This is a genomic window from Cellulomonas sp. (assembly GCF_015234515.1).
GTDB lineage: Bacteria > Actinomycetota > Actinomycetes > Actinomycetales > Cellulomonadaceae > Cellulomonas.
The window spans coordinates 480,868-502,532 of the sequence record NZ_JADGMY010000028.1 but is presented as its reverse complement, the minus strand read 5'-3'; the positions used below and the strand labels follow the sequence as shown (position 1 = coordinate 502,532).

The following is a 21,665-nucleotide window of genomic DNA, read 5'->3' as shown; positions in this document are numbered from 1 at the left end:
ACCGCTCGTCCCACGTCCGCCATCGGGCCAGCCTGACGCCGGATCGCCTCGCTGACCAGGCGGGGCGGGTCGCTCGTTCGCCTGAAACCTCGACAGGCGCCCGTCAGGCCGGCGGCCCGAGCACCTGGTCGACGTAGGCGTTGCGGAACGTGCCGGCGGGGTCGACGCGGGCGCGGACCCGGCGCACGTCCGGCATGCGCGGGTACAGCTCCGCCAGGCGGGTGTGGTCGAGCCCGTGCAGCTTGCCCCAGTGGGGCCGCCCGTCGACCTGCGCGACGATCCGCTCGACGGCGTCGAAGTACCGGCGGTACGGCATGCGGTGGTACTGGTGCACCGCCACGTACCCCGTCGCGCGGCCGTGGGCGGTCGACAGCCACAGGTCGTCGGGCGCGGCGAAGCGCACCTCCACGGGGAAGGGGACCGGGTCGCCCGTCGTGCGCAGCCACGCGTCGACCTCGCGCAGGACGTCGGGCACGTGCTCGCGCGGGACCGCGTACTCCATCTCGCGGAACCTGACGCGACGCGGGGAGACGAACACGTCGGCCGACGCGCCGGTGTAGGTCCGCGCGGTGAGCGCGCGGCTGGCGAGGGCGTTGAGGCGGGGGACGAGGGTCGGCCGCGCGGTGGCGACCCTGTTGGTCAGGGTGAAGACCCCGTTGGACAGCAGCTCGTCGTCGACGAGGTGACGCAGCGGGGACAGCGGGCGGTCCTCGTCGTCCGTCGCGCGGTTGTTGCGCTTGCTGAGCACGCGGTCGGTGTGGGGGAACCAGAAGAACTCGAAGTGCTCGTTGCCGTCGACGAGGGCGTCGAGCCGTTCGAGGACCTCGTGCAGGCTCGAGGGCTCCTCCCGGGCCAGCAGTCGGAACGAGGGCACCGCCTCCAGCGTGACGGACGCCAGGACGCCCGCCGTCCCCAGCCCCAGGCGCGCGAGCTCGAAGACGTCGGGATCCTGCTCGGGCGAGACGTCGAGCACGTCACCCGTTCCGGTGACGACACGGCAGCCGACGACCTGTGTCGCGAGCCCGCCGAGCCGCGCACCGGTGCCGTGCGTGCCGGTGCTGATGGCGCCCGCCAGGGACTGGGCGTCGATGTCCCCGAGGTTGCGCAGGGCCAGGCCGCGGGCGGCGAGCCCGGCGTTCAGGGCGGCGAGCCGGATGCCCGCGCCGACCGTCACGAGCGCGGAGCCGTCCGGGCGCGTGACGACCCGTTCGAACCCCGCCAGGGCGTCCAGATGGACGTGGACGCCGTCGGTCACGGCGGCGCCCGTGAACGAGTGGCCTGCACCGACGGCCCGCAGGCGGGTCCCGGCGGCCGTCGCCGCGCCCACCTCCTGGACGAGCTCGCCGACGTCGCGCGGACGTGCCACCCTGCGCGGGTTCGCGCGTTGCGTGCGAGCCCAGTTCTGCCACGAGCCGGCCGGTCGTCCGGCACGACGTGCTCCCATCTTCGCAGGATCGGCTGGGCGAGTGTCCAAGTCAAGTGCACGAAAGTCTTGACTATCGTCAAGACAACCGATGAGATGATCCCGAAGACGCATATGACCGCACCCGGGGGGGTGTGTGGCGATGCGTCCGCTAGGAGGAAGCCATGAACCGTCTGCCGGTTGCCGAGCGCCGTGAGCAGCTCATCGAAGCAGCACTCAGTGTCGCGAGTCGTGAGGGCATCGACGGTGCCACGGTGCGCGCCGTCGCCGCGGAAGCGGGCGTGTCGTTGGGCGTCGTCCACTACTGCTTCCGCGACAAGGACGAGCTCCTGCGTGCGATGGCTCACACCATCACCGAGCGCAACCTCGGTCGTGGCGTCGCCGAGATGCCGGAGTCCGCACCGGCGCGCGACCTCGTCCTGGGGGTCCTCGAGGAGCTCTGGTCGAACATCCGGGCCACGCGCGGGCCGCAGCTGCTGACCTACGAGCTCACCACCACCTCGTTGCGTCACCCCGAGCTCCGGCAGGTCGGGGTCGACCAGTACGTGGTCAGCTGGGCGGCTGCCGAGCGCTTCCTCGAGGAGGTGGAGCGCGCGGCCGGCATCGTGTGGCGTGTGCCCCGCCACACCGTGGCGCGCACGATCATCGCGACCATCGACGGGTTCTCGCTCGCGTGGCTGGTCGACGGGGACGACGACGCCGCCTACCAGGGGCTGCGCCTGTTCGCCGAGCACCTCGCGTCCCTCGCCGTCCCGATCGACGAGACGGCCATGCTGGGTACGGGCACCACCGCGGCCGACGAGCCCGCGGCCGACGTGCACCCGTTCGCCGCACCGACCGTCCCGGCGGGGGTGTCTGCCCTGGCATGACGAGGCACCGGGCATGACCGCCCCGACGACGACCCGCCACAGCGACGCGGAGAGGTCCCCCGGGGTGGCCCCGCGCACCCTCGGCCAGAGGCTCGACGCGGCCACGGCGCACCTGCCCGCGCCGGTGGTCGTCGTCGACCTCGACGCCCTCGACGCGAACACGGACGACGTCCTGCGGCGCGCCGGGGGCACGCCCGTCCGTGTCGCGAGCAAGTCGGTGCGGGTGCGCCACGTGCTCGAGGACGTGCTCGCACGGCCCGGCTTCGGCGGGGTCATGGCGTACGCCGCCGCGGAGGCGCGGTGGCTCGTCGCGCACGGCGTGCGTGACGTGCTGCTGGGCTACCCGACGGTCGACACCGCGGCCGTCGACGCGATCGCCGCCGACGCCGACGCGGCGCGGGCGGTGACGTTCATGGTCGACGACACCGCCCAGGCCGACCTGCTCGCGGCAGCCGCACGACGCCACGGGCGGCGGCTGCGGGTCTGCCTCGACGTGGACGCGTCGCTGCGGCTCGGTCGCGGCCCGTTGACGGTCCACCTCGGGGTCCGCCGCTCACCCGTGCGCATGCCGGACGACGTCGCGACGCTCGCGACCGCCGTCGAGCGGCGCGGGTGCCTCGAGGTCCGGGGCGTGATGTTCTACGAGGCGCAGGTCGCCGGGCTGCCGGACAGCTCGGCCGCGGTGCGGCTCGTGAAGCGGGCGTCGGTGCGCGAGCTCGCGCGCCGGCGCACGGACGTCGTCGACGCCGTCTCCGACGCGCTCGGCCGGGCCCTCGAGCTCGTCAACTCGGGTGGTACCGGGTGCCTCGAGGTCAGTGCGTCAGCACCGGGCGTCACGGAGGTGACGGCCGGCTCGGGCCTGTTCGTCCCGACCCTCTTCGACGGCTACCGCGCCTTCGCGCCGCGCCCCGCTGCCTACTTCGGTCTCGACGTCGTCCGCGTGCCCGGTGACGGGTGGGCGACCGTCTTCGGTGGCGGCTACGTCGCGTCGGGTCCCGCCTCCGCGAGCCGGCTGCCGCGACCCGTGTGGCCCGCGGGTCTGCGCCTGGGCCCGCGGGAGGGTGCGGGCGAGGTGCAGACGCCGCTGCGCGTGCCCGCCCGGGCGGACCTGCGCATCGGTGACCGGGTGTGGTTCCGCCACGCCAAGGCCGGCGAGGTGATGGAGCGTTTCACGCACGTGCACCTCGTGCGGGGTGAGCGGGTCGAGGCCACCGTGCCGACGTACCGCGGCGAGGGCGTCTGCGTCGGCTGAGCGCGTGGGCGCCCGCTGCGGTCGGGCGCGAGCCCGCGCGCCGGTAGCCTGGGCGCGTGAGCCTGCGGCTGTTCGACAGCGGCACCCAGTCGGTGCGTGACTTCGTCCCTCTCGTCGAGGGCGAGGTCGGCGTCTACCTGTGCGGTGCCACGGTGCAGGCGCCCCCGCACGTCGGCCACGTGCGCTCGGCCGTCGCGTTCGACGTGCTCGTGCGTTGGCTGCGTCGCAAGGGCGTGCGTGTCACGGTGATCCGCAACGTCACCGACATCGACGACAAGATCCTCGCGAAGGCCGCTGCGGCGGGTGTCGAGTGGTGGGCGTGGGCCCTGGCCAACGAACGCGCCTTCACCGCCGCCTACGACGCCCTCGGCGTGGTGCCGCCCGACTACGAGCCGCGGGCCACCGCGCACGTCCCGGCGATGCTCGAGCTGATGGACCGCCTCGTCGAGCGCGGCCACGCCTACGCCGCCGGCCCTGGCGACGTGTACTTCGACGTCCGCTCCTGGCCCGAGTACGGCTCGCTGACCAACCAGCGGGTCGACGACATGACCGACGTCCCCGAGGACGCGGGCTCCGGCAAGCGCGACCCGCACGACTTCGCGCTGTGGAAGTCGTCGAAGCCCGGGGAGCCGGCCACGGCGTCCTGGGAGACCCCGTACGGGCGTGGCCGGCCGGGCTGGCACCTCGAGTGCTCCGCGATGGCCCACCGGTACCTCGGCGAGGCGTTCGACATCCACGGTGGCGGGCTCGACCTGCGCTTCCCGCACCACGAGAACGAGCAGGCGCAGTCGCGTGCGGCCGGCTACCGGTTCGCGCAGTACTGGCTCCACAACGGCTGGGTCACCCAGGGCGGCGCCAAGATGAGCAAGTCGCTCGGCAACGGCCTGCTCGTCACCGCGGTGCTCGAGAAGGCGCCCGCGGCCGTCGTCCGGTACGCGCTGACGGCCGTGCAGTACCGCTCGATGCTCGAGTGGACGGACGACACCCTGGCCGAGGCCGAGGCGACGTGGGAGCGGCTCGCCGGGTTCGTGCAGCGCGCCACCGAGCGGGTGGGCGCCGTGGCGCCCGACGAGGTGACGGCGGTCGACCTGCCGGCACCGTTCGCGGCCGCGCTCGACGACGACCTCAACGTGCCCGCCGCGCTCGCGGTCGTCCACGAGACCCTGCGGGCCGGCAACACCGCGCTCGCGGCCGGTGACGACGCCGTCGCGCGCCGTGCGATGGTGACGCTGCGCGGCATGCTCGACGTCCTGGGGCTCGACCCGGGCTCGCCGCACTGGAGCACGACCGGGGGCGACAGCCGCACGGACCGTGCCCTCGACTCGCTCGTCCGCGCGGAGCTCGACGCGCGCGCTGCCGCGCGCGCTGCCCGTGACTGGGCCACCGCCGACGCGATCCGCGACCGGCTCACTGCTGCAGGCGTCGTCGTGGAGGACTCCCCGACGGGCGCGCGCTGGACGCTCGCCGCGTCCGCGACCGACAACTCGGAGGACTGATGGCCGGCAACTCCCAGCGCCGTGGCGCTACCCGCAAGGCGGGATCCAAGAAGGGTGCCCGCGTCGGCACCGGCGGTCACAGCCGCCGCGCGCTCGAGGGCAGGGGCCCGACGCCCAAGGCGGAGGACCGCCCGTACCACGTCGCCCACAAGCGCAAGGTCGCGGCCGAGAAGGCTGCGGAGGCGCCGGGCGGCTCGGGTCGCCCGTCGGCGCGCACCGCACGCGGCGCCCAGGGCAAGCGTGGCGGCAAGACCAGCTCCACCCACGAGATCGTGTCGGGGCGCAACTCCGTCCTCGAGGCGCTGCGCGCCGGCATCCCCGTCGCGACCGTGTACCTGGCGGCCCGCCTCGAGGCGGACGACCGCACGCGCGAGATCATCTCCATCGCCGCCGACTCGGGGTACCCCCTGCTCGAGGTCGGCCGCGCGGAGATCGACCGGCTCACCGACGGCGCCGTGCACCAGGGCGTCGCGATCCAGGTGCCGCCGTACGAGTACCTCGACCCGGACGACCTGCTGGACACCGCCGAGGCCTCGCAGACCGCTCCGCTCGTCGTGGCGCTCGACGGCGTCACCGACCCGCGCAACCTGGGGGCCGTGCTGCGGTCCGCCGGTGCGTTCGGCGCCCACGGCGTCCTCGTCCCGGAGCGCCGGGCTGCGGGCGTGACGGCGTCGGCGTGGAAGGTCTCGGCCGGTGCCGCGGCGCGCGTGCCGGTGGCACGGGCCACGAACCTCACACGCGCCCTGCAGGACTACCGGCGTGCCGGGGTGTTCGTCGTCGGGCTCGACGCCGGCGGGGACGTGCCGCTCAGCGGCCTGCCCTTCGCCGCCGACCCGCTGGTGCTCGTCGTCGGCTCGGAGGGCAAGGGCCTGTCACGGCTCGTGCGCGAGCAGTGCGACGCGATCGTCTCGATCCCGATCGCCTCGGCCGTGGAGTCGCTCAACGCGGGCGTCGCGGCGGGCATCGCCCTGTACGAGGTCGCCCGGCAGCGCGCCTGACGTCGTCGCCGACGGCGCCGCCGAGGTCGAGCTCGCGCTCGACCTCGGTGTGCGTCAGCCGATGACCTGATCCGGGTCGTAGTCGTCGTCGGCACCGCCGGCGCCGGGCTCGCCGTCGCGGAGGTCCTCCGCCCGGGTGCCCAGGACGGCGTGCTCGTCGGGGCGCGTCGGCAGGATGGTGTCGACGTAGCTCGCCGCGACCTCGGGCATCGGGACGTCCCGGTGCTGCTGCTGCGAGAGGTACCAGCGGTGGTCGAGCAGCTCGTGGTAGATCTGCGCGGGCTCGAGCTTGCCGCGCAGCTCGCGCGGCACGCTGCGCACCGCGGGCTCGAAGATGTCGGTCAACCAGTCGTGGGCGACGAACGCCTCGTCGTCGGCCTGCCGGTCCGTCGCGGCCCGGAACTCGTCGAGGTCGTTGAGCAGGCGCCGCGCCTGGTTCTCCTGCACGTCCAGGCCCGTCAGGCGCATGAGCCGACGGGAGTGGTGGCCCGCGTCGACGACCTTCGGCTGGATCCGCACGGACGTGCCGTCGAGGTCCGTCGTGATGGCGAGCTCACCCACGTCGAACCCGAGGTCGTTGAGCCGGTCGATGCGGGCCTGCACGCGCCAGCGCTCGCCGAACCCGAACGACTCCGTCTCGGTCAGCGCACGCCACAGCTCCTCGTACCGCACGACGAGCGCCTCGCCGATCCCGACGGCGTCCTCGTCCTCGTCGAGGAACTCCCCGGCCTGCAGGTCCATGAGCTCGCCGATGATGTTGACCCGCGCGACCTCGAGGTCGTACCCGCGCTGCCCGGGGGTCAGGACGTCGTGCAGGTCGCCGGTCTCCGCGTCGACCAGGTACGCGGCGAACGTCTCGGCGTCGCGGCGGAACAACGTGTTCGACAGCGACACGTCGCCCCAGTAGAAGCCCGCGAGGTGCAGGCGCACGAGGAGCACGGCGAGGGCGTCGATGAGGCGGGTCGCCGTGTCGGGCCGCAGCGACTGGCTGAACAGGGCGCGGTACGGCAGCGAGAAGCTCAGGTGCTGCGTGATGAGCACGGCCTCGAGCGGCTCGCCCTCGGGTGAACGACGTCCCGTGATGACCCCCACGGGCTCGACGCTCGGGACGTCGAGCTTGCGCAGCTGGCGCAGCAGCTCGTACTCCCGGTAGGCGACCGTCTCGCCGATCTCCTTGATGGCGATCACTCGCCCGGACAGCCGCGCGAACCGCACGATGTGCCGGGAGATGCCGCGCGGCAGGGCCGCCAGCGTCTCCGAGGGCCAGTCCTCCAGCGGGATGTGCCACGGCAGGTCCAGGAGGGCGGGGTCCGGGTTCGCCGCCGTGATCTGCAGGCGTTGTGCCGTGACGCTCATGCACAGATCTTCTCAGGTCCTGGCGACATCCTGCCGCGACCCCTGGCCTACGAGACGCCAGAGGCGGGCCCGGCATGCGCCGGACCCGCCTCTGCGTGTGGTGCTGGGTGTCAGGAGATGCGCTCGCCCGAGCCCGCGTGGAACAGGTGCTGCTCCGTCGGGCGGATGCGGACGAAGATCGTCGAGCCCTTCGGCGGGACCTGGCGGGGGTCGACGCGCACGATGATCTGCGCGTCACCGGCGCCGGAGTGCACCGCGGACGCCTCGCCGAAGTCGTTCGTCAGCGCACCGTAGACGTACGCGTCCGAGCCGAGCTCCTCGACGATGTTGACGACGACCGGGAACGAGTCCGGCGTGCCCTGGGGGACGACGTCCAGCGACTCGGGGCGGAAGCCGACCGTGATGTGGCCGCGGTCGTCGTCGGTGAGCGTCGTGATGGCCTCGCGCGGGAGCGCCAGACGCGACGAGCCGACCGACGCCGAGCCCTCGAGCACGGGGAACGTGCCGATGTTCATGGCCGGCGAGCCGATGAAGCCGGCGACGAAGACGTTGGCCGGGGTGTCGTACATGTCACGCGGCGTGCCGACCTGCTGGAGGATGCCGTCCTTGAGGACCGCGATGCGGTCACCCATGGTCAGGGCCTCGGTCTGGTCGTGCGTGACGTAGACCGTCGTGACGCCGAGGCGGCGCTGCAGCGACGCGATCTGCGTGCGCGTCTGGACGCGGAGCTTGGCGTCGAGGTTCGACAGCGGCTCGTCCATGAGGAACACCTGGGGCTGACGCACGATGGCACGGCCCATGGCGACGCGCTGGCGCTGGCCACCGGAGAGCGCCTTCGGCTTGCGGTCCAGGTACTGCTGCAGGTCGAGGATCTTGGCAGCCTCCTCGACACGCTGACGGATCTCCGCCTTCGGGGTGCCGGCGATCTTGAGCGCGAAGCCCATGTTGTCGGCGACCGTCATGTGCGGGTACAGCGCGTAGTTCTGGAACACCATCGCGATGTCCCGGTCCTTGGGCTGCACGTCGGTGACGTCGCGGTCACCGATGAGGATGCGCCCGGCGTTGACGTCCTCGAGACCTGCGAGCATGCGCAGGGAGGTCGACTTGCCGCAGCCGGAGGGGCCGACGAGGACGAGGAACTCGCCGTCCTCGACGTGGAGGTTGAGGGCGTCCACCGCGGGACGCTCGGTGCCCGGGTAGATCCGGGTCGCGTGGTCGAAGCTGACCGTAGCCATGGTTGTACTTTCCCTTCACCGGCAGGTACGTGCCGGACGATCCGTCGTGAAGAGTGTCAACGCAGGTCCGCGGGTGCGGGCCTGCTGAGCCCATGTGTCTCCGCTGACACGGAACGAGGGGGGTCCGTCGGACCTCCCCCGGTCGCGGACAGTATGGCACAGGACACGTGGGGCAGGACCAGGCCCGGGACGCAGCGTGCCGTGCACGTGACCGTCCGTCAGGCGCGCGACGCCCGCTCGAGCGCGTCGCGCAGCACGGCCAGCGCGGCGACTCCCGCCGCCGGGTCCGCGACGCGGTGACGCGCGACGGTCGTCCCCGGCCCGACCTTGATCGTCACGTCCTGCGGGTCGAGGGCGGCGAAGGCGTGCTCGTCCGTGACGTCGTCACCGGCGTACAGCACGACGGGGGCCCCCAGCTCGTGGCGCAGCGCCTGCAGCGCCGTCCCCTTGTCCGCCCGCAGGACGGTCAGCTCCACGACGTCCTTGCCGTGCAGCGTGCCCACCCCCAGCTCGGTGCCGAGCGCGACGGCCTCGGCCTCGGCCGGCACGGCGTCCTGCGGCTCCGCGAGGCGCGTGTGCACCACCACGGCCGTCGGCTTGGTCTCGACCCACACGCCGTCGCGACCCCGCGCCACCGCGGCCGCGCGTGCCCCCAGGCCGGCGAGCAGGTCCGCCTGCTCGTGCGTCAGCTCGACGACGTCGCGGTCCAGGCCGAACGGGGTGACGCGCGCACGTTCGACGCCGTGGCTGCCGACCAGGTACGTCCCCGGGGGCACCTCGGCGAGCGTGTGCAGGTCCGCCATCGCGCGTCCGGACACCAGCGCCAGCGCGACGCCGTCCAGGCCCGCCAGCGAGGCGAGCACCTCGACGCCCGCGGGCAGGATGCGCGAGGCCGCCGGGTCGTCCTGGAGCGGGGCGAGCGTGCCGTCGAAGTCCAGGGCCACGAGCAGGGGCCGCGCCGCGGTGTCGGCGGCGAGGGCCAGGAGCCGGTCGCGCAGGTCGGCGGGCACGCCCCCGTCGGGGCCGTGCGTGACGACGTCGTCGGGCGTCGGCGCGTCAGGCATTCCCGTCCCTCACCGGTACGGCCGTCAGCGCGGCCAGGAACTGCCCCGACCACGCGGCGACGTCGTGGGTCAGCACGCGGCGTCGCAACCTGCGCATGCGCTTGCGCGCCTCCTTGGGGTCGAGGTGCACGGCGTACGTGATCGCGTCCTTCATGCCGTCGATGTCGTGCGGGTTGACCAGCACGGCGCCCACCAGCTCGTCCGCGGCGCCCGTGAACTCGCTGAGCACCAGGCAGCCGCGCTCGTCCGACCGCGCCGCCACGTACTCCTTGGCGACCAGGTTCATCCCGTCGCGCAGGGCTGTCACCAGCATGACGTCGGCGGCGAGGTAGAGGGCCGCCATCTCCTCCATGGGGAACGACTGGTGCAGGTACTGCACGGGCGCGTGGCCCACCTGCCCGTGGTCCCCGTTGATGCGGCCGACCAGCAGCTCGACGTCGTCGCGCAGCTGCTGGTAGGCGCCGACGTTCTCGCGGCTGGGGCTGGCCACCTGCACCAGCGTGGTCTGCGTGGCCGACAGCCGCCCGTCCTCGAGCAGCTCGCCGTACGCCTTGATGCGGTGGCGGATGCCCTTGGTGTAGTCGAGCCGGTCGACGCCCAGCAGCAGGTACTGCGGGTCACCGAGCTCGCGGCGGATCTCCCGCGCGCGCTCCTGGACGGCCTCGGTGCGCGCGAGCTGGTCGAACGCGTGCGAGTCGATCGAGATGGGGAACGCCTGGGCGCGCACGTGGCGCTGCGTCGGGGTGCCCTCGTCGACCGTGATCATCTGCCCGCGCGTCGTCAGGTCCGTCAGCCGCCGCACGATCCGGACGAAGTTCGCCGCGTCCCCGCCGCGCTGGAACCCGATGAGGTCCGCGCCGAGCAGGCCCTCGACCACCTGCTTGCGCCACGGCAGCTGCGCGAAGATCTCGAGCGGGGGGAAGGGGATGTGGTGGAAGTACCCGATGCGCAGGTCGGGGCGCAGCGCCCGCAGGTACGCCGGGACGAGCTGCAGCTGGTAGTCGTGCACCCACACCGTCGCGCCGTGCGCCGCGTTGGCGGCGGCCGCCTGCGCGAAGCGCTCGTTGACGCGCCGGTACGCGTCCCACCACTGCCGGTGGAACTGCGGCGGGGCGATCACGTCGTGGTACAGCGGCCACAGGGTGTCGTTCGAGAACCCCTCGTAGTACCGCTCGACGTCGGTCTCCGTCAGCATCACCGGGACCAGCTCGGTGCCGTCGACGTCGAACGGCTCGAGCTCCAGGCCCGGTGACCCGCCCCAGCCGACCCACGCGCCCTTGGTCTGGGCCATGACCGGCGCGAGCGCCGTCACGAGGCCGCCGGGGGACCGCGTCCAGGTCGGCTCCCCCTGGTCGTCCAGGGTCACGTCGACCGGCAGGCGGTTCGCGACGACGACCAGGTCCTGGCCGTCGTGTGGCGCGTCGATGGGCACCGGATCAGCTCCTCGCGGGTGGTTCGGTCTCCGACCCTAGTCGTCCCACGGGTGACACGCTCGGGCGCCGGACCGCGCCGTGCGTCGGCCCGACCGGCTAGGTTTCCCGTCATGGAGCGGATCGGTCTGACGCCGGGGTCCCAGATCGGCGGGTACACGATCGTCGCCCCCCTGGGCTCGGGCGGCATGGGCACCGTGTACCGCGCGGTCGACGGCGGCGGCGAGCCCGTCGCGCTCAAGCTGCTGCACCCGCACGTCGCGTCGGACTCCGTGGTGCGCGCCAGGCTCATGCGGGAGGTCGCCGCGCTGCAGCGTCTGCGGCACGGGTCGGTCGCCGCCGTGCTGGACGCCGAGGCGGACTCGACCGAGGCGTTCCTCGTCACCGAGCTGGTGGCGGGCGACACCCTGACCGAGCGCGTGCGCGCGAGCGGCCCGCTCGACGCCGACGAGCTCCTGCTGCTGGCCGAGGGGCTGCGCTCGGCGCTCACGGCCGTGCACGCCGCAGGTGTCGTGCACCGCGACATGAAGCCCTCGAACGTGCTGCTGACGGACGACGGACCCGTGCTCATCGACTTCGGGCTCGCGCAGGGCGTCGACGACGACGCGAACCTCACGACCGCGGGCTTCGTGCTGGGCACCCCGGGGTACCTCGCACCCGAGCTGCTCGACGGCGGGGAGCCCGGCCCGGCGACGGACCTGTGGGGCTGGGCGGCGGTGCTCGCGTTCGCGGCGACCGGGCGGGACCCGTTCGGCAGCCGGCCGGTGGAGGCCGTGCTGGCGCGCGCCCGCGCCGGCGAGGTCGACCTTCTCGGGGTGGGACCGCTCACGCGCGCCGCGCTCGCGGGCGCCCTGCGTCCCGCCCCCGCCGACCGCACGGACCCGGCGGACGTGGTCGCAGCGCTCCGGACCGTCGCGACGCAGGGGGAGCTGCCGCCCGGTGCGGTGCCGACGATCGCGCTCTCGAGCGGTGAGACGTCGGGGCCCGCGGTGGCGGCCGCAGCGGCAGCCGCCGGTGCCGGCGCGCTCGCAGCGGCCGGGACGCCGGACGACGCGGACGTCGACACCGGCGCCGAGGCGGGCGTCGACCCGGATGACGACCCGCTCGCGGACGACGACCTGGACGGCGCGCTCGACGAGGCCGACGAGGAGGTGGACGAGGACGTCGCCGACGCGGAGGACGTCGACGAGGCCGATGTGGACGACGTCGACGACCCCGAGGGCCTCGTCGCCGAGGACCGTGGTGAGGACGACGACCTCGACGCGGGCGAGGACCTCGCGGACGAGGACCTCGCGGACGAGGACCCCGCGGACGACGACCTCGACGCGGAGGACCCCGACGCGGAGGACGACGACGCGTGGGACGAGGACGAGCTCCCGACCGAGCTCGTCACGCAGCGGCCACCGTCGCCGCGGGACGAGCTGCCGACCGTCGCCGTCGGGACCTCGGCGGGCGCCGCAGGTGCCGCCGCGGTCGTGGCACCGGCCGAGGCGCCCGTGCACGACGGTCGCACGGTCGCGGTCCCGGTGCGGCGTCCCGCGTCACCCGCTGCACCGCCGGACGCCGGGACCGGGGACGGCACCACCGACCCCGACGACGACAGCACCTACGCCGACGAGCACGACGCCGACGGCGTCGACTGGCTCGACCAGGACGTCGACGAGTCGGAGTGGACCGACGAGGAGGGGCCCTGGTACGAGCGTCCGCCGGCCCGCCGCCGCTGGGGGTCGCTGCTCGCACTCGGGGCGGTCGCCGCGCTCGCGGGCATGCAGTACCCGGTCGCGACCATCGCGGTGGTCCTGGTGCTCGTCGTCGTCGTGCGCACCGTCGGGGCGACCGTCGAGGCGATGCACGGCCGCCGTGAGCGGCGCGGCGTGCGCCGGGGGGACCGGCTGCTCGCCGCGGTGTCGACGCCCTGGTACCTGCTGCGCTCGGTCCTGGGCGTGCTGCCGGCGGTGCTCGTCGGCGGAGCGGTCGTGCTCATCGTCGGCGGGCTGGGCTGGTGGCTGCTGGCGTCGGGACGCTGGGAGATCGGCGGGTCGCCCCCCGGCCAGGAGCCGCAGGGGCAGACGGCCGTGCTGGTCGTGGGTGCGCTCGTGGTCCTCGCGATCGCCTTCCTGTGGTGGGGGCCGCTCTCCCGCATGACGCGCACGGGCGCCCGTCGGACCCTGGCGGCCGTCGCGCCCGCTCCGGTGGGGAGCCTGGTGGTGGTCGTCGTCGCCCTCGTCGCCGCGGTGGTGCTCACCGACCGCCTGCTGGACGTCCCGCCGATCACCTGGTGGCCCGCGTCGACGCCCACCCTCCCTCGTCCCTGACCGCTCCCGGGCCGGACAGCGGGTGGATGACCCGCGGTGCGCGTGGCCCTACCCTGGTGCCGTGCGTGCGACGTCGACGGTGCGGGCGGTAGCCCCCGTGGCTCGGCGTGCCCGCCTGCCCGTCGCTGCCCGGACCCCGTTCCTCGGGGCCCTGGCCGGCGTGCTCGCCGTGCTGTCCGTCGTGCTGGGCGTGCAGGGACGCGTCCTGCTGCACCAGTGCGTCAGCGCCGAGGGCCCGCTGGCGGCCCTCGGGGTCCGCATGGCGGTGCTGCGCTCGGCCTCCGAGTGCCCCGACGGCGCCCTCGGCCTCGGTTCCGTCTCGACCGGTGCCGTGCTGCTGCTGAGCGTCGCGCTGCCCGTGGTCGCCGCCCACGTCCTGCTGACCGCGTGCGGCCTGGGCCTCGGGGTGGTGACGCGCCGTGGTGTGGCCGCTGTCGTCGGCCTGCTCGCGTCGCACCTCGTGCCCCCCGTCGCGGTGGTGGGTCTCCCGGCCTTCCCCGGACGGTCGGGCCTGCCGACGTCGGGCGTCGCCGTCCGCGTGCGGCGCGATCGAGGGCACGACCCCGCGCGCCCGCGTCGCGGGCCCCCGGCGCCCTGACGCGCACCCCGCGCAGGACCTCAGCAGCCCCGCACGTCCCCGCCGGTCGGACCGGCACCCGAGACCAGGAGCACCCATGCCCACCAACGACCCCCGTCCCACCAAGTCGCAGCGCCGCGACGACGCACGTGCCAAGGCGCTCGCGATGCGCCAGGAGCAGGAGCGCAAGGCGAAGCGCACGCGGCTGATCGCGATCGGCGGCCTGCTCGCGGCCGTCCTCGTGCTCGGTGGCGTGATCTTCGCGATCGTCCGCCAGGGCCAGGCCAACGCGGAGGCGTACGGCGACGTCGTCTTCGCCGGCGGGTCCGAGAACGCGCTCGCCCCGGCGTTCGACGACATCGACACCCCTGACGTCGCCGACGAGACCGGCGGCATCCCGATCAGTGCCGCAGGTGTCGGTGAGGCAGGGGGCGAGGACGACGTCGTGGTCGAGGTCTACTACGACTTCATGTGCCCCTGGTGCGGGAAGTTCGACCTCGCCAACTCCAGTGAGCTCGAGGCGCTCGCCGCCGGCGAGGGCGTGACCGTCGTCTACAAGAACATCGCCTTCCTCGACGGCAACTCGCAGGGCACCTTCTACTCGACGCGGGCCGCCAACGCCGCCGCCACGGTCGCCGCGGAGGACCCGGAGCACTTCACCGACTTCGTCACGGCCCTGTTCGCGAACCAGCCGGAGGAGGCGACCGCGGGCCTGAAGGACAAGCGGATCGCCGAGATCGCGACCGAGGTGGGCGTCCCGCAGGAGGTCGTCGACAGCTTCACGGAGACGGTGGACGGCACGTTCGAGGTCGCGACCTCCGAGGACGAGAAGGAGTCCCGCGAGGGCACGTGGCGCCGCTTCGCCCCGTTCGTCGTGGCGACCACGCAGCAGGCCGGGGAGGACCTCGGCGGCCTCAGCACGCCGACCGTGCTCATCGACGGCGAGAAGTGGGAGGGCGACCTGTACAACCCCGGTCCGCTCACCCAGGCGGTCCTCGAGGCCGCGGCCGCCAAGGGCTGACCCGACACGCCACGGGCGTCCGTCCCCCGCGAGGGGCGGGCGCCCGCGGCGGTGCGGCCGGTACCCTGGCCGCCTCGCCTCCTTAGCTCAGATGGCCAGAGCAGCTGTCTTGTAAACAGCAGGTCGTCGGTTCGAATCCGACAGGGGGCTCCATCCAGGTGCCGTGCCCACGGACGTCCTCGACACGAGCGAGGACCTCCGGGTTCGACACCGCGTGATCACCCTGACCCCGGAGGGCGGCCCCGCGACGTCGCCGGGGGTCCTACCGCGAGGCGCGCTCCATCCACTCCGCCAGGAGCGCGCGTTCCGCGTCGCTGAGCTCGGTGAGCTCCGGCGCCATGGCACGCATCGCGACGACGGTGCCGCGCCGCCCCCGGCCGACGTCGCCGGGGCCGCCATCGGTGGTGACGGCCGCGATCGCCGCCTCGCGGGCACGCGCTGAGAGATCCGGGTCGCGCTGGTCCTGCGGCATCGAGATGAGGGTGAACGTGACGCCACAGCCCGCGGCGTGGACCAGGTGCGCCGCCGTGCCCTCACTCATCTGAAGCCGTCCGGCGAGAGCGATGGCCTTGATCTGCGCAGCGAGGATGGCGGAGGCCTTCTCTGCCGCCGGGGTCTGCACGCCGGGCTGCCCCTGGCCGTACGCGAGCGAGTACAGCGCGGGATGGCTCACCCCGAACTCCACGTGCAGGTCCCACCCCCGCCGGAGGTCCTCGACCGGGTCTCCTGAGGGGGCCAGAGCACCCTTCCTCAGCAGGTAGTCCTCGAACCCGTGCTCGGCGACGGCGTCCAGGAGCGCCCTCATGTCGACGAAGTGCCGGTAGATGGCGGGCGACTGCACGCCTGCGGCAGCGGACACCGACCGCGTCGAGACGGCCTCGCGGCCGCCTTCGGCGAGAAGGGCTGCTGCGCTCCGGACGATGCGCTCGCGGGTCGATGGGGTAGCCACCTGGCGATGATAACGGACCGGCGATAACTGCGGTACTACCGCTGACAACATATCGATGTTGTCAGTGGCAGGTAGCGGTGATAGTGTCGCGGTGTTATCAACGGCACCAGCCAGTCGAGGAGAACCACATGAACGGGACAACGGGTCGCGTCGCCATCGTGACGGGAGGCTCGCGAGGCATCGGTCGGGCCACTGCCGAGCGGCTCGCCGCCGACGGCCTCGCCGTCGTCATCGCGTACGTCGGCAACCAGGCCGAGGCGGACGCCGCAGTGGGCGGCATCCAGGACGCCGGTGGCCGCGCCATCGCCGTCCAGGCGGACGTGGCCGACGAGGCCGCGGTCGCCGCACTGTTCGACGCGGCGGAACGGGACTTCGGCGGCGTCGACGTCGTCGTCAACGCCGCAGGAGTCATGGTCCTGGCGCCGGTGGCGGACATCGATCTCGTCGCACTGGACCGCATGCACCGCACCAACGTGCGCGGCACCTTCGTGGTCGCTCAGCAGGCGGCCCGGCGGGTCCGACAGGGTGGAGCGATCATCAACGTGTCCACGTCGGTGACACGGCTGAGCACCCCCGGCTACGCCGCGTACGCCGCGAGCAAGGCGGCTGTCGAGGCGCTCAGCCTCATCCTCGCCCGGGAGCTGCGCGGCCGCGACGTCACGGTCAACGCCGTCGCTCCGGGCCCCACGGCGACCGCGCTCTTCCTCGAGGGCAAGAGCGCCGAGCTCGTCGAGCAGATCGCCGGCCAGAACCCGATGGGACGCATCGGCACCCCGGGCGACCTGGCCGAGGTGATCTCCGCGCTGGCCGGCCCCGCGCGGTGGATCAACGGCCAGACGCTCTTCGTCAACGGCGGCCAGGCCTAGGTCCCGCGGGGCCGGTCGTCCGCCACCACCCACGACACACCATCAGGAAGAGAAAGAAGGAAGTCATGTCGGTCATCCTCATCACCGGTGCCGCCACGGGCATCGGCAACCTCACCGCCCGGCACCTCGCCGCCGACGGGCACACCGTCTTCGCCAGCATGCGCGGCGTCGACGGACGCAACGCCGAGCGTGCCGCGAGCCTCCTCGACACCGCGGCGCGTGACGGCGTCGACCTGCGGGTCGTCGAGCTGGACGTGACGTCGGAGGCCTCCGTGCAGGCGGCCGTCGACCGGGTCGTCACCGAGGCGGGCGGGCTCGACGTCGTCGTGAACAACGCAGGCCACCTCAACGTCGGGTACGTCGAGGCGTTCGCGCCCGAGGAGCTCATGCACCTGATCGACGTCAACACCATCGGCGTCCACCGGGTGAACCGCGCCGTCCTGCCGCACTTCCGCGAGCGGCGGTCGGGCACGCTGCTGTACATCGGCAGCACCATCCCGGTCACGACGCCACCGTTCCTCGGGCCCTACGTCGTCTCGAAGGCGGCCATGGACGCCCTCGCCGTCACCACGGCCTACGAGGCCAACGCGTTCGGCATCGAGACGGTGATCGTCATGCCGGGCCCGATCACGCAGGGCACCCAGCACTTCCCGAACGCCGGCCGTGCGAGCGACCTCGAGCGGACCAGCGCCTACCAGGTGCTCGACCCGCTGGTCGCCGCGAACGAGCAGGCGACCGCGGGGCTCCTGGGACCCGGACCGCTCCAGGGTGCCGAGGGTGTGGCGAAGGAGGTCGTCCGGGTCCTGGCCCTGCCCTTCGGGGCCAAGCCGTTCCGCACGGTCGTCGACGACGCCGACGCAGGGGTCGAGCACGTGAACTGGGCGGCCTACCAGGCGCGCGCCGCCTTCGTGCAGCGGCTCGGCATGGCCGAGCTGCTGCACCCGGCCGCCCCGTAGGCGACGTGAGCACGCGACCGCCGGCAGACCGCCACAGGTCGCAGGTTCGGCGGCCGCGCCCGGTCCGGGTGCGGCCGCCGTGTCGCGTGCCTCAGCGCGAGGCGGACGTCAGGCAGTCGGCGAGGTCGGGCCCCGCGCCGGTCCGCACCGACGGGGCGCTGCACCCGAGGTGGTCGTTGTGCGTGCAGTCCTGCCGCTGGCAGGCCCCGACGTGCGAGACGCCCTGGTCGAGGAAGTACATCTAGAGGTCGAGCGCCTCGCGCAGGTACGCGATGTCGTCGGCCTGCGTCTCGGCCGGCGTCTCGACGACGACGTCGCAGCCGGCCTCGCGCACGACGTGGGCGATGAGCTCGAGAGGGATCGTGCCGTCGGCGAAGCCGGCGTGACGGTCGCGGCTCGAGCCGTGCGGGTCGCGCGAGGAGTTGGCGTGCACGAGGTCGACGCGTCCCGTGATGGCCGTCAGCCGCTCCACGATCGTCTCGAGGTCCTCGCCCGCCGCCCACGCGTGGCACGTGTCGAGGCACACGCCCACGTCGTACCCGCCGATGGCGTCCCACAGCATCGCCCACCGGTCGAGCGTGCGGGCGCACGCGTTCTCGCCGCCCGCGGTGTTCTCGACGAGCACGCGTACGGGGAACGTCGCGCGCTCGAAGGTCTTGCGCCAGTTGTCGATACCGACCGCGACGTCCTCGCCGTCGCCGACGTGCCCCCCGTGCACGACGAGCCCGCGCGCGCCCAGGTCGGCGGCGGCCGCGGTGTGCTGGGCGATCATGTTGCGGCTCGGGATCCGGATGCGGTTGTTGGTCGACGCGACGTTCACCAGGTACGGCGCGTGCGCGTAGATGCCGAGCCCGGAGGCGACGAGCGCGTCGGCGTCCTCCCGACGCACCGGCTTCTTCCAGCCCTGCGGGTCGGCGAGGAAGACCTGCACGGCCTGCGCACCCACACGCTCGGCCTCGGTCACGGGCTCCGTACCGCGCACGTGCGCCCCGATCAGCACCACGACGACCTCCTCGTTCCGGACGGACGGGCGTGCGGACCGCACGCCGGGATCACAGGGACGGCCCCGTCTCCTCGAGGAGCCGCAGCGCGGCCCTCACCCGCGGGTTGCGCGCGGGTTCGGCGTCGATGCCGAGGGCCGAGTAGACCGCGTACACGTGGTTCTGGACCGACTTCTCGGCGATCTCGAGCCTCGCGGCGATGCCGGCGTTGGAGAACCCCTGGGCGAGCAGCCGCAGCACCTCGTACTGGCGCTGCGTCAGCCGTGAGACCGCGGACCCGACGCGCGGGGAGACCCGGTCGAGCAGGGCCGGGTCGAGCACGGTCTCACCTGCGGCGGCGGCGTGGACGGCGCGCAGCAGGACCTGCTCGCTCGTGCCGCTGTTCTTCGACAGGTAGCACCAGCCGTGCGCGACATCGGGCGGCAGGTCGAGCAGCAGGTCCATCGCGTCGTGCGCGGACAGCAGCAGCACCCCCAGATCGGGCTGCGCGCGGCGCAGCGTGACGCCCAGCGCGATGCCGTTGCCGTCGGGCAGGTCGATGTCGAGCACCACGACGTCGGCGACGCCAGGCTGCAGGATCCGGCGCGCCTCGGCGACCGTGCCGACCGCGGCCACGACGTCGAGGCCACGCATGTCGGCGATCGTCCGCTCCAGCATCGAGCGGAACAGGGGCTGGTCCTCGACGAGGGCGACGCGCAGGCGTCGGGACGGTGGAGGGATCATCCGGACCAGTATGGTCACGCCTGGGCTGTTGCGCCTGCGACGTGCGCGGACGGCTCGGCGCACGTCGACGTGAGGGGTGGGGGACGATGGCGGTCGACCGTGACATGACGCCCGCCGCCGTGCGGCGGCACGACGAGGCGGCGGACCGTCTGACGCTCCTGCGCGGCACGGGGGTCGTCGCGCTCGGCTTCGCGCTGGGTGCCTCGATCCAGAGCGAGTGGATCTACTCCGAGCTGGTGCCCGAGTGGGCGCAGGTCGACCTGTGGCGCAGGCTGGTGGCGAACGGCACCGCGGTGCTGGGGCTGGTCGCGGCGTTGGCGGTGCTGCGGGCCCACCGCCCCCGGAGCGTCGTCGCGGTCGTCGGGCGCGCGGCGGTGGCGGCCGTCTTCATGGGCGTGCTGCGGGTCGCGGCGCAGGTGGTGCTGGGCGTGCACCCGCTGGACGACAAGCCGATGCTGGCGGCCGAGGTCACCACCGGGGCGTTCATCGCGTTCGTCTCCGCGGGCATCGGGGTGTGGGCCCTCGTCTCGCGTCGCCGGATGCGGGTCACCACGCGCGCGGTGGAGCGGCAGGCGGTCAGCGTCGAGCTCGCGCTGCAGGCGCTGGAGGCGGAGGAGATCCGGGTGCGCCGGCAGGTCGCCGAGGGTCTGCACGGCACGGTCCAGCAGCGGCTGCTGGTGGTGGACGCGCGGCTCGCGGCGGTCCAGCAGGGGGCCGCCGGTGTGCTGCCGGAGGTCGCCGAGGAGATCGCGCTGGTACGCGCCGAGCTGGCGGAGTCGCGCGAGCAGGACGTGCGTCAGATGAGCCGGCTGCTGTACCCGGACCGGCTCGAGCTGGGCCTGGTGCCGGCGGTCCGGGCCCTGCTGGGCCGGTTGCCCGCGACGATCGCGACTCGGCTGCGGGTGGGTGACGGGCTGCGGGCCGTCGACGACCCGTCCGCGGTGGGCCTGACGGTCGCCGAGCGGCTGCTGGCGGTGCGCGTGGTCGAGGAGGCGGTGTCCAACGCGCTCAAGAACGGACCGCCCGCGCTCGTCGAGGCGGAGCTCGACCTGGTGGCCGACGAGCTGCGGATCGTCGTGTCCAACGACGGCGACCCGTACGTGCCCCCCGCCGAGCCGGACCCGGCGTCGGGCACGGCGCGTCTGGACCAGCGGCTGCGGCTCGTGGGTGGTGCGCTGCGTGTCGTGCCGCGCGTCCCGACGGGTGCCCGGGTGGAGGCCACCATGCGGCTCGGGGTCCTCGCGGACGACCACTGAGGCGCCGGACCCACCGGCACCGCGGGTCGCTCACTCCACGGGGAGCGCCTGTGGCCGCTTCGCGCTCAGCAGGTCCCCGGACGACCGTCGGCGCAGTCGCCGCGTCGCCCACGGGTAGGCGTGCTCGCGCAGCCAGCGGGCGTCCTGCCGGGCCCGGGCGAGCCGCGGGACGGGCGGCAGGGGGGCGAGCGGGTCGTCCCAGTCGGCGCGGTCGGGTGACTGCCCGAGGGCGACCAGCGCACCCTGGGCGACGCGCGCGTGCCCGTCGGTGGTCAGGTGGATCCGGTCGTCGGACCACATGCGCCAGTCCCGCAGGCTGCGCATGCCCCAGGGGTCGAGGACGTAGGCGCCGTTCCGCCGCGCGATCGACCAGATGTGCGCGTTGAAGACGCCCACGCGAGCTCGCGTCGCCCGCACCAGCGGGCTGTCCCGCGTGTCGAAGCCGGTGCTCAGCAGCACGTCCACGCCGCGCGAGCGCACCTGAGCGACGGTCCGCTCGATGTCGGCCGCCACGGTGTCCACGTCGACGGACGGGCGCAGGATGTCGTTGCCGCCGCCGACGATGCTGACGAGGTCGGGCTCGAGCTCGAGGGCTGCCGGCACCTGGTCGGTGAGGATGGACCGCACGAGGCGGCCGCGGACAGCGAGGTTCGCGTACTGCAGGGGCTCGGAGCCGGCGTCCGTGCGGCGGCGCGACAGGTGGGACGCGAGCAGGTCGGCCCACCCGCGCAGCGGCGCGTCCGGACCGTCGGGCGCGTCCCACAACCCTTCGGAGAACGAGTCGCCGCAGGCGACGTAGCGGGTCCAGCGCGGCGGACCGGCAGGAAGGGGAGCGCCGGCGGTCGTAGGACGGGACCCCTCGTGCGACGTCATCCCCC

General features: G+C 73.8%; 20 protein-coding genes and 1 tRNA gene. 11 read left to right on the top strand and 10 right to left on the bottom strand.

Annotated features, from left to right (window positions below; genetic code table 11):
* Positions 1–103 precede the first annotated feature (103 nt).
* Positions 104–1,444, bottom strand: coding sequence for a D-arabinono-1,4-lactone oxidase (locus tag IR158_RS15910; protein WP_291814483.1), 1,341 nt, complete (start codon positions 1,442–1,444; stop codon positions 104–106).
* A gap of 143 nt (positions 1,445–1,587) precedes the next feature.
* Between IR158_RS15910 and IR158_RS15905 the strand changes: the two genes are divergently transcribed.
* From IR158_RS15905 to rlmB, 4 genes are read left to right on the top strand one after another with little or no spacing between them, the layout of a single operon-like run.
* On the top strand, positions 1,588–2,292 hold the full coding sequence (locus IR158_RS15905) for a TetR family transcriptional regulator (protein ID WP_291814481.1): 705 nt from the start codon (positions 1,588–1,590) through the stop codon (positions 2,290–2,292).
* A gap of 13 nt (positions 2,293–2,305) precedes the next feature.
* Positions 2,306–3,544: an alanine racemase gene (locus tag IR158_RS15900; RefSeq protein ID WP_291814479.1), complete on the top strand. Its 1,239-nt coding sequence runs from the start codon at positions 2,306–2,308 to the stop codon at positions 3,542–3,544.
* Positions 3,545–3,600: 56 nt separating this feature from the next.
* On the top strand, positions 3,601–5,040 hold the full coding sequence (gene cysS, locus IR158_RS15895) for a cysteine--tRNA ligase (RefSeq protein WP_291814477.1): 1,440 nt from the start codon (positions 3,601–3,603) through the stop codon (positions 5,038–5,040).
* Entirely contained in the window at positions 5,040–6,038 is a 999-nt protein-coding gene (gene rlmB, locus IR158_RS15890) for a 23S rRNA (guanosine(2251)-2'-O)-methyltransferase RlmB (protein ID WP_291814476.1), read from the top strand. Before cysS ends, rlmB begins: the two co-directional genes overlap by 1 nt.
* A 54-nt stretch (positions 6,039–6,092) precedes the next feature.
* Here rlmB and IR158_RS15885 read toward each other — a convergent pair whose 3' ends face one another.
* The 4 genes from IR158_RS15885 to IR158_RS15870 all read right to left on the bottom strand — a co-directional run bounded on the left by IR158_RS15885 (position 6,093) and on the right by IR158_RS15870 (position 11,125).
* Positions 6,093–7,394: a DUF4032 domain-containing protein gene (locus IR158_RS15885; RefSeq protein WP_291814474.1), complete on the bottom strand. Its 1,302-nt coding sequence runs from the start codon at positions 7,392–7,394 to the stop codon at positions 6,093–6,095.
* Between the two features lie 110 nt (positions 7,395–7,504).
* Entirely contained in the window at positions 7,505–8,629 is a 1,125-nt protein-coding gene (ugpC, locus tag IR158_RS15880; RefSeq protein ID WP_291814472.1) for a sn-glycerol-3-phosphate ABC transporter ATP-binding protein UgpC, read from the bottom strand.
* A gap of 218 nt (positions 8,630–8,847) precedes the next feature.
* Positions 8,848–9,693, bottom strand: coding sequence for a trehalose-phosphatase (gene otsB / locus IR158_RS15875; RefSeq protein WP_291814471.1), 846 nt, complete (start codon positions 9,691–9,693; stop codon positions 8,848–8,850).
* On the bottom strand, positions 9,686–11,125 hold the full coding sequence (locus IR158_RS15870; RefSeq protein ID WP_291814468.1) for a trehalose-6-phosphate synthase: 1,440 nt from the start codon (positions 11,123–11,125) through the stop codon (positions 9,686–9,688). The genes otsB and IR158_RS15870 overlap by 8 nt, the downstream gene beginning before the upstream one ends.
* 111 nt (positions 11,126–11,236) lie before the next feature.
* Between IR158_RS15870 and IR158_RS15865 the strand changes: the two genes are divergently transcribed.
* From IR158_RS15865 to IR158_RS15850, 4 genes are all read left to right on the top strand, one after another.
* Entirely contained in the window at positions 11,237–13,438 is a 2,202-nt protein-coding gene (locus IR158_RS15865; RefSeq protein ID WP_291814467.1) for a serine/threonine-protein kinase, read from the top strand.
* 61 nt (positions 13,439–13,499) lie between these two features.
* Positions 13,500–14,036, top strand: a complete 537-nt coding sequence (locus tag IR158_RS15860) for a hypothetical protein (RefSeq protein WP_291814465.1) — start codon at positions 13,500–13,502, stop codon at positions 14,034–14,036.
* 76 nt (positions 14,037–14,112) lie between these two features.
* Complete coding sequence (locus tag IR158_RS15855) at positions 14,113–15,036, top strand: thioredoxin domain-containing protein (protein ID WP_291814463.1); 924 nt, start codon at positions 14,113–14,115, stop codon at positions 15,034–15,036.
* Positions 15,037–15,112: 76 nt separating this feature from the next.
* A tRNA-Thr gene (locus IR158_RS15850) sits at positions 15,113–15,189 on the top strand.
* Between the two features lie 109 nt (positions 15,190–15,298).
* Here IR158_RS15850 and IR158_RS15845 read toward each other — a convergent pair.
* Positions 15,299–15,985, bottom strand: coding sequence for a TetR/AcrR family transcriptional regulator (locus IR158_RS15845; RefSeq protein WP_291814461.1), 687 nt, complete (start codon positions 15,983–15,985; stop codon positions 15,299–15,301).
* Between the two features lie 128 nt (positions 15,986–16,113).
* Between IR158_RS15845 and IR158_RS15840 the strand changes: the two genes are divergently transcribed.
* Together IR158_RS15840 and IR158_RS15835 are read left to right on the top strand one after the other, a co-directional pair.
* Positions 16,114–16,851: an SDR family oxidoreductase gene (locus IR158_RS15840; RefSeq protein ID WP_291814459.1), complete on the top strand. Its 738-nt coding sequence runs from the start codon at positions 16,114–16,116 to the stop codon at positions 16,849–16,851.
* A gap of 65 nt (positions 16,852–16,916) precedes the next feature.
* The gene (locus IR158_RS15835; RefSeq protein ID WP_291814457.1) at positions 16,917–17,807 is read left to right on the top strand and encodes an SDR family NAD(P)-dependent oxidoreductase; all 891 of its coding nucleotides are present in this window, start codon (positions 16,917–16,919) and stop codon (positions 17,805–17,807) included.
* A 91-nt stretch (positions 17,808–17,898) separates the two neighbouring features.
* On the opposite strand, the gene IR158_RS15830 is transcribed toward IR158_RS15835, so the two are convergent.
* The 3 genes from IR158_RS15830 to IR158_RS15820 are packed head-to-tail and all read right to left on the bottom strand — an operon-like array spanning position 17,899 to position 19,531.
* Positions 17,899–18,048, bottom strand: coding sequence for a hypothetical protein (locus IR158_RS15830; protein ID WP_366928455.1), 150 nt, complete (start codon positions 18,046–18,048; stop codon positions 17,899–17,901).
* Entirely contained in the window at positions 18,049–18,810 is a 762-nt protein-coding gene (locus tag IR158_RS15825) for a deoxyribonuclease IV (protein WP_291814454.1), read from the bottom strand.
* Between the two features lie 49 nt (positions 18,811–18,859).
* Complete coding sequence (locus IR158_RS15820) at positions 18,860–19,531, bottom strand: response regulator transcription factor (protein ID WP_291814452.1); 672 nt, start codon at positions 19,529–19,531, stop codon at positions 18,860–18,862.
* Positions 19,532–19,617: 86 nt separating this feature from the next.
* Here IR158_RS15820 and IR158_RS15815 point away from each other — a divergent pair, with 86 nt between their 5' ends.
* Complete coding sequence (locus IR158_RS15815; RefSeq protein ID WP_291814450.1) at positions 19,618–20,787, top strand: ATP-binding protein; 1,170 nt, start codon at positions 19,618–19,620, stop codon at positions 20,785–20,787.
* Positions 20,788–20,817: 30 nt separating this feature from the next.
* On the opposite strand, the gene IR158_RS15810 is transcribed toward IR158_RS15815, so the two are convergent.
* Positions 20,818–21,660, bottom strand: coding sequence for an SGNH/GDSL hydrolase family protein (locus IR158_RS15810; protein ID WP_291814448.1), 843 nt, complete (start codon positions 21,658–21,660; stop codon positions 20,818–20,820).
* Positions 21,661–21,665 lie beyond the last annotated feature (5 nt).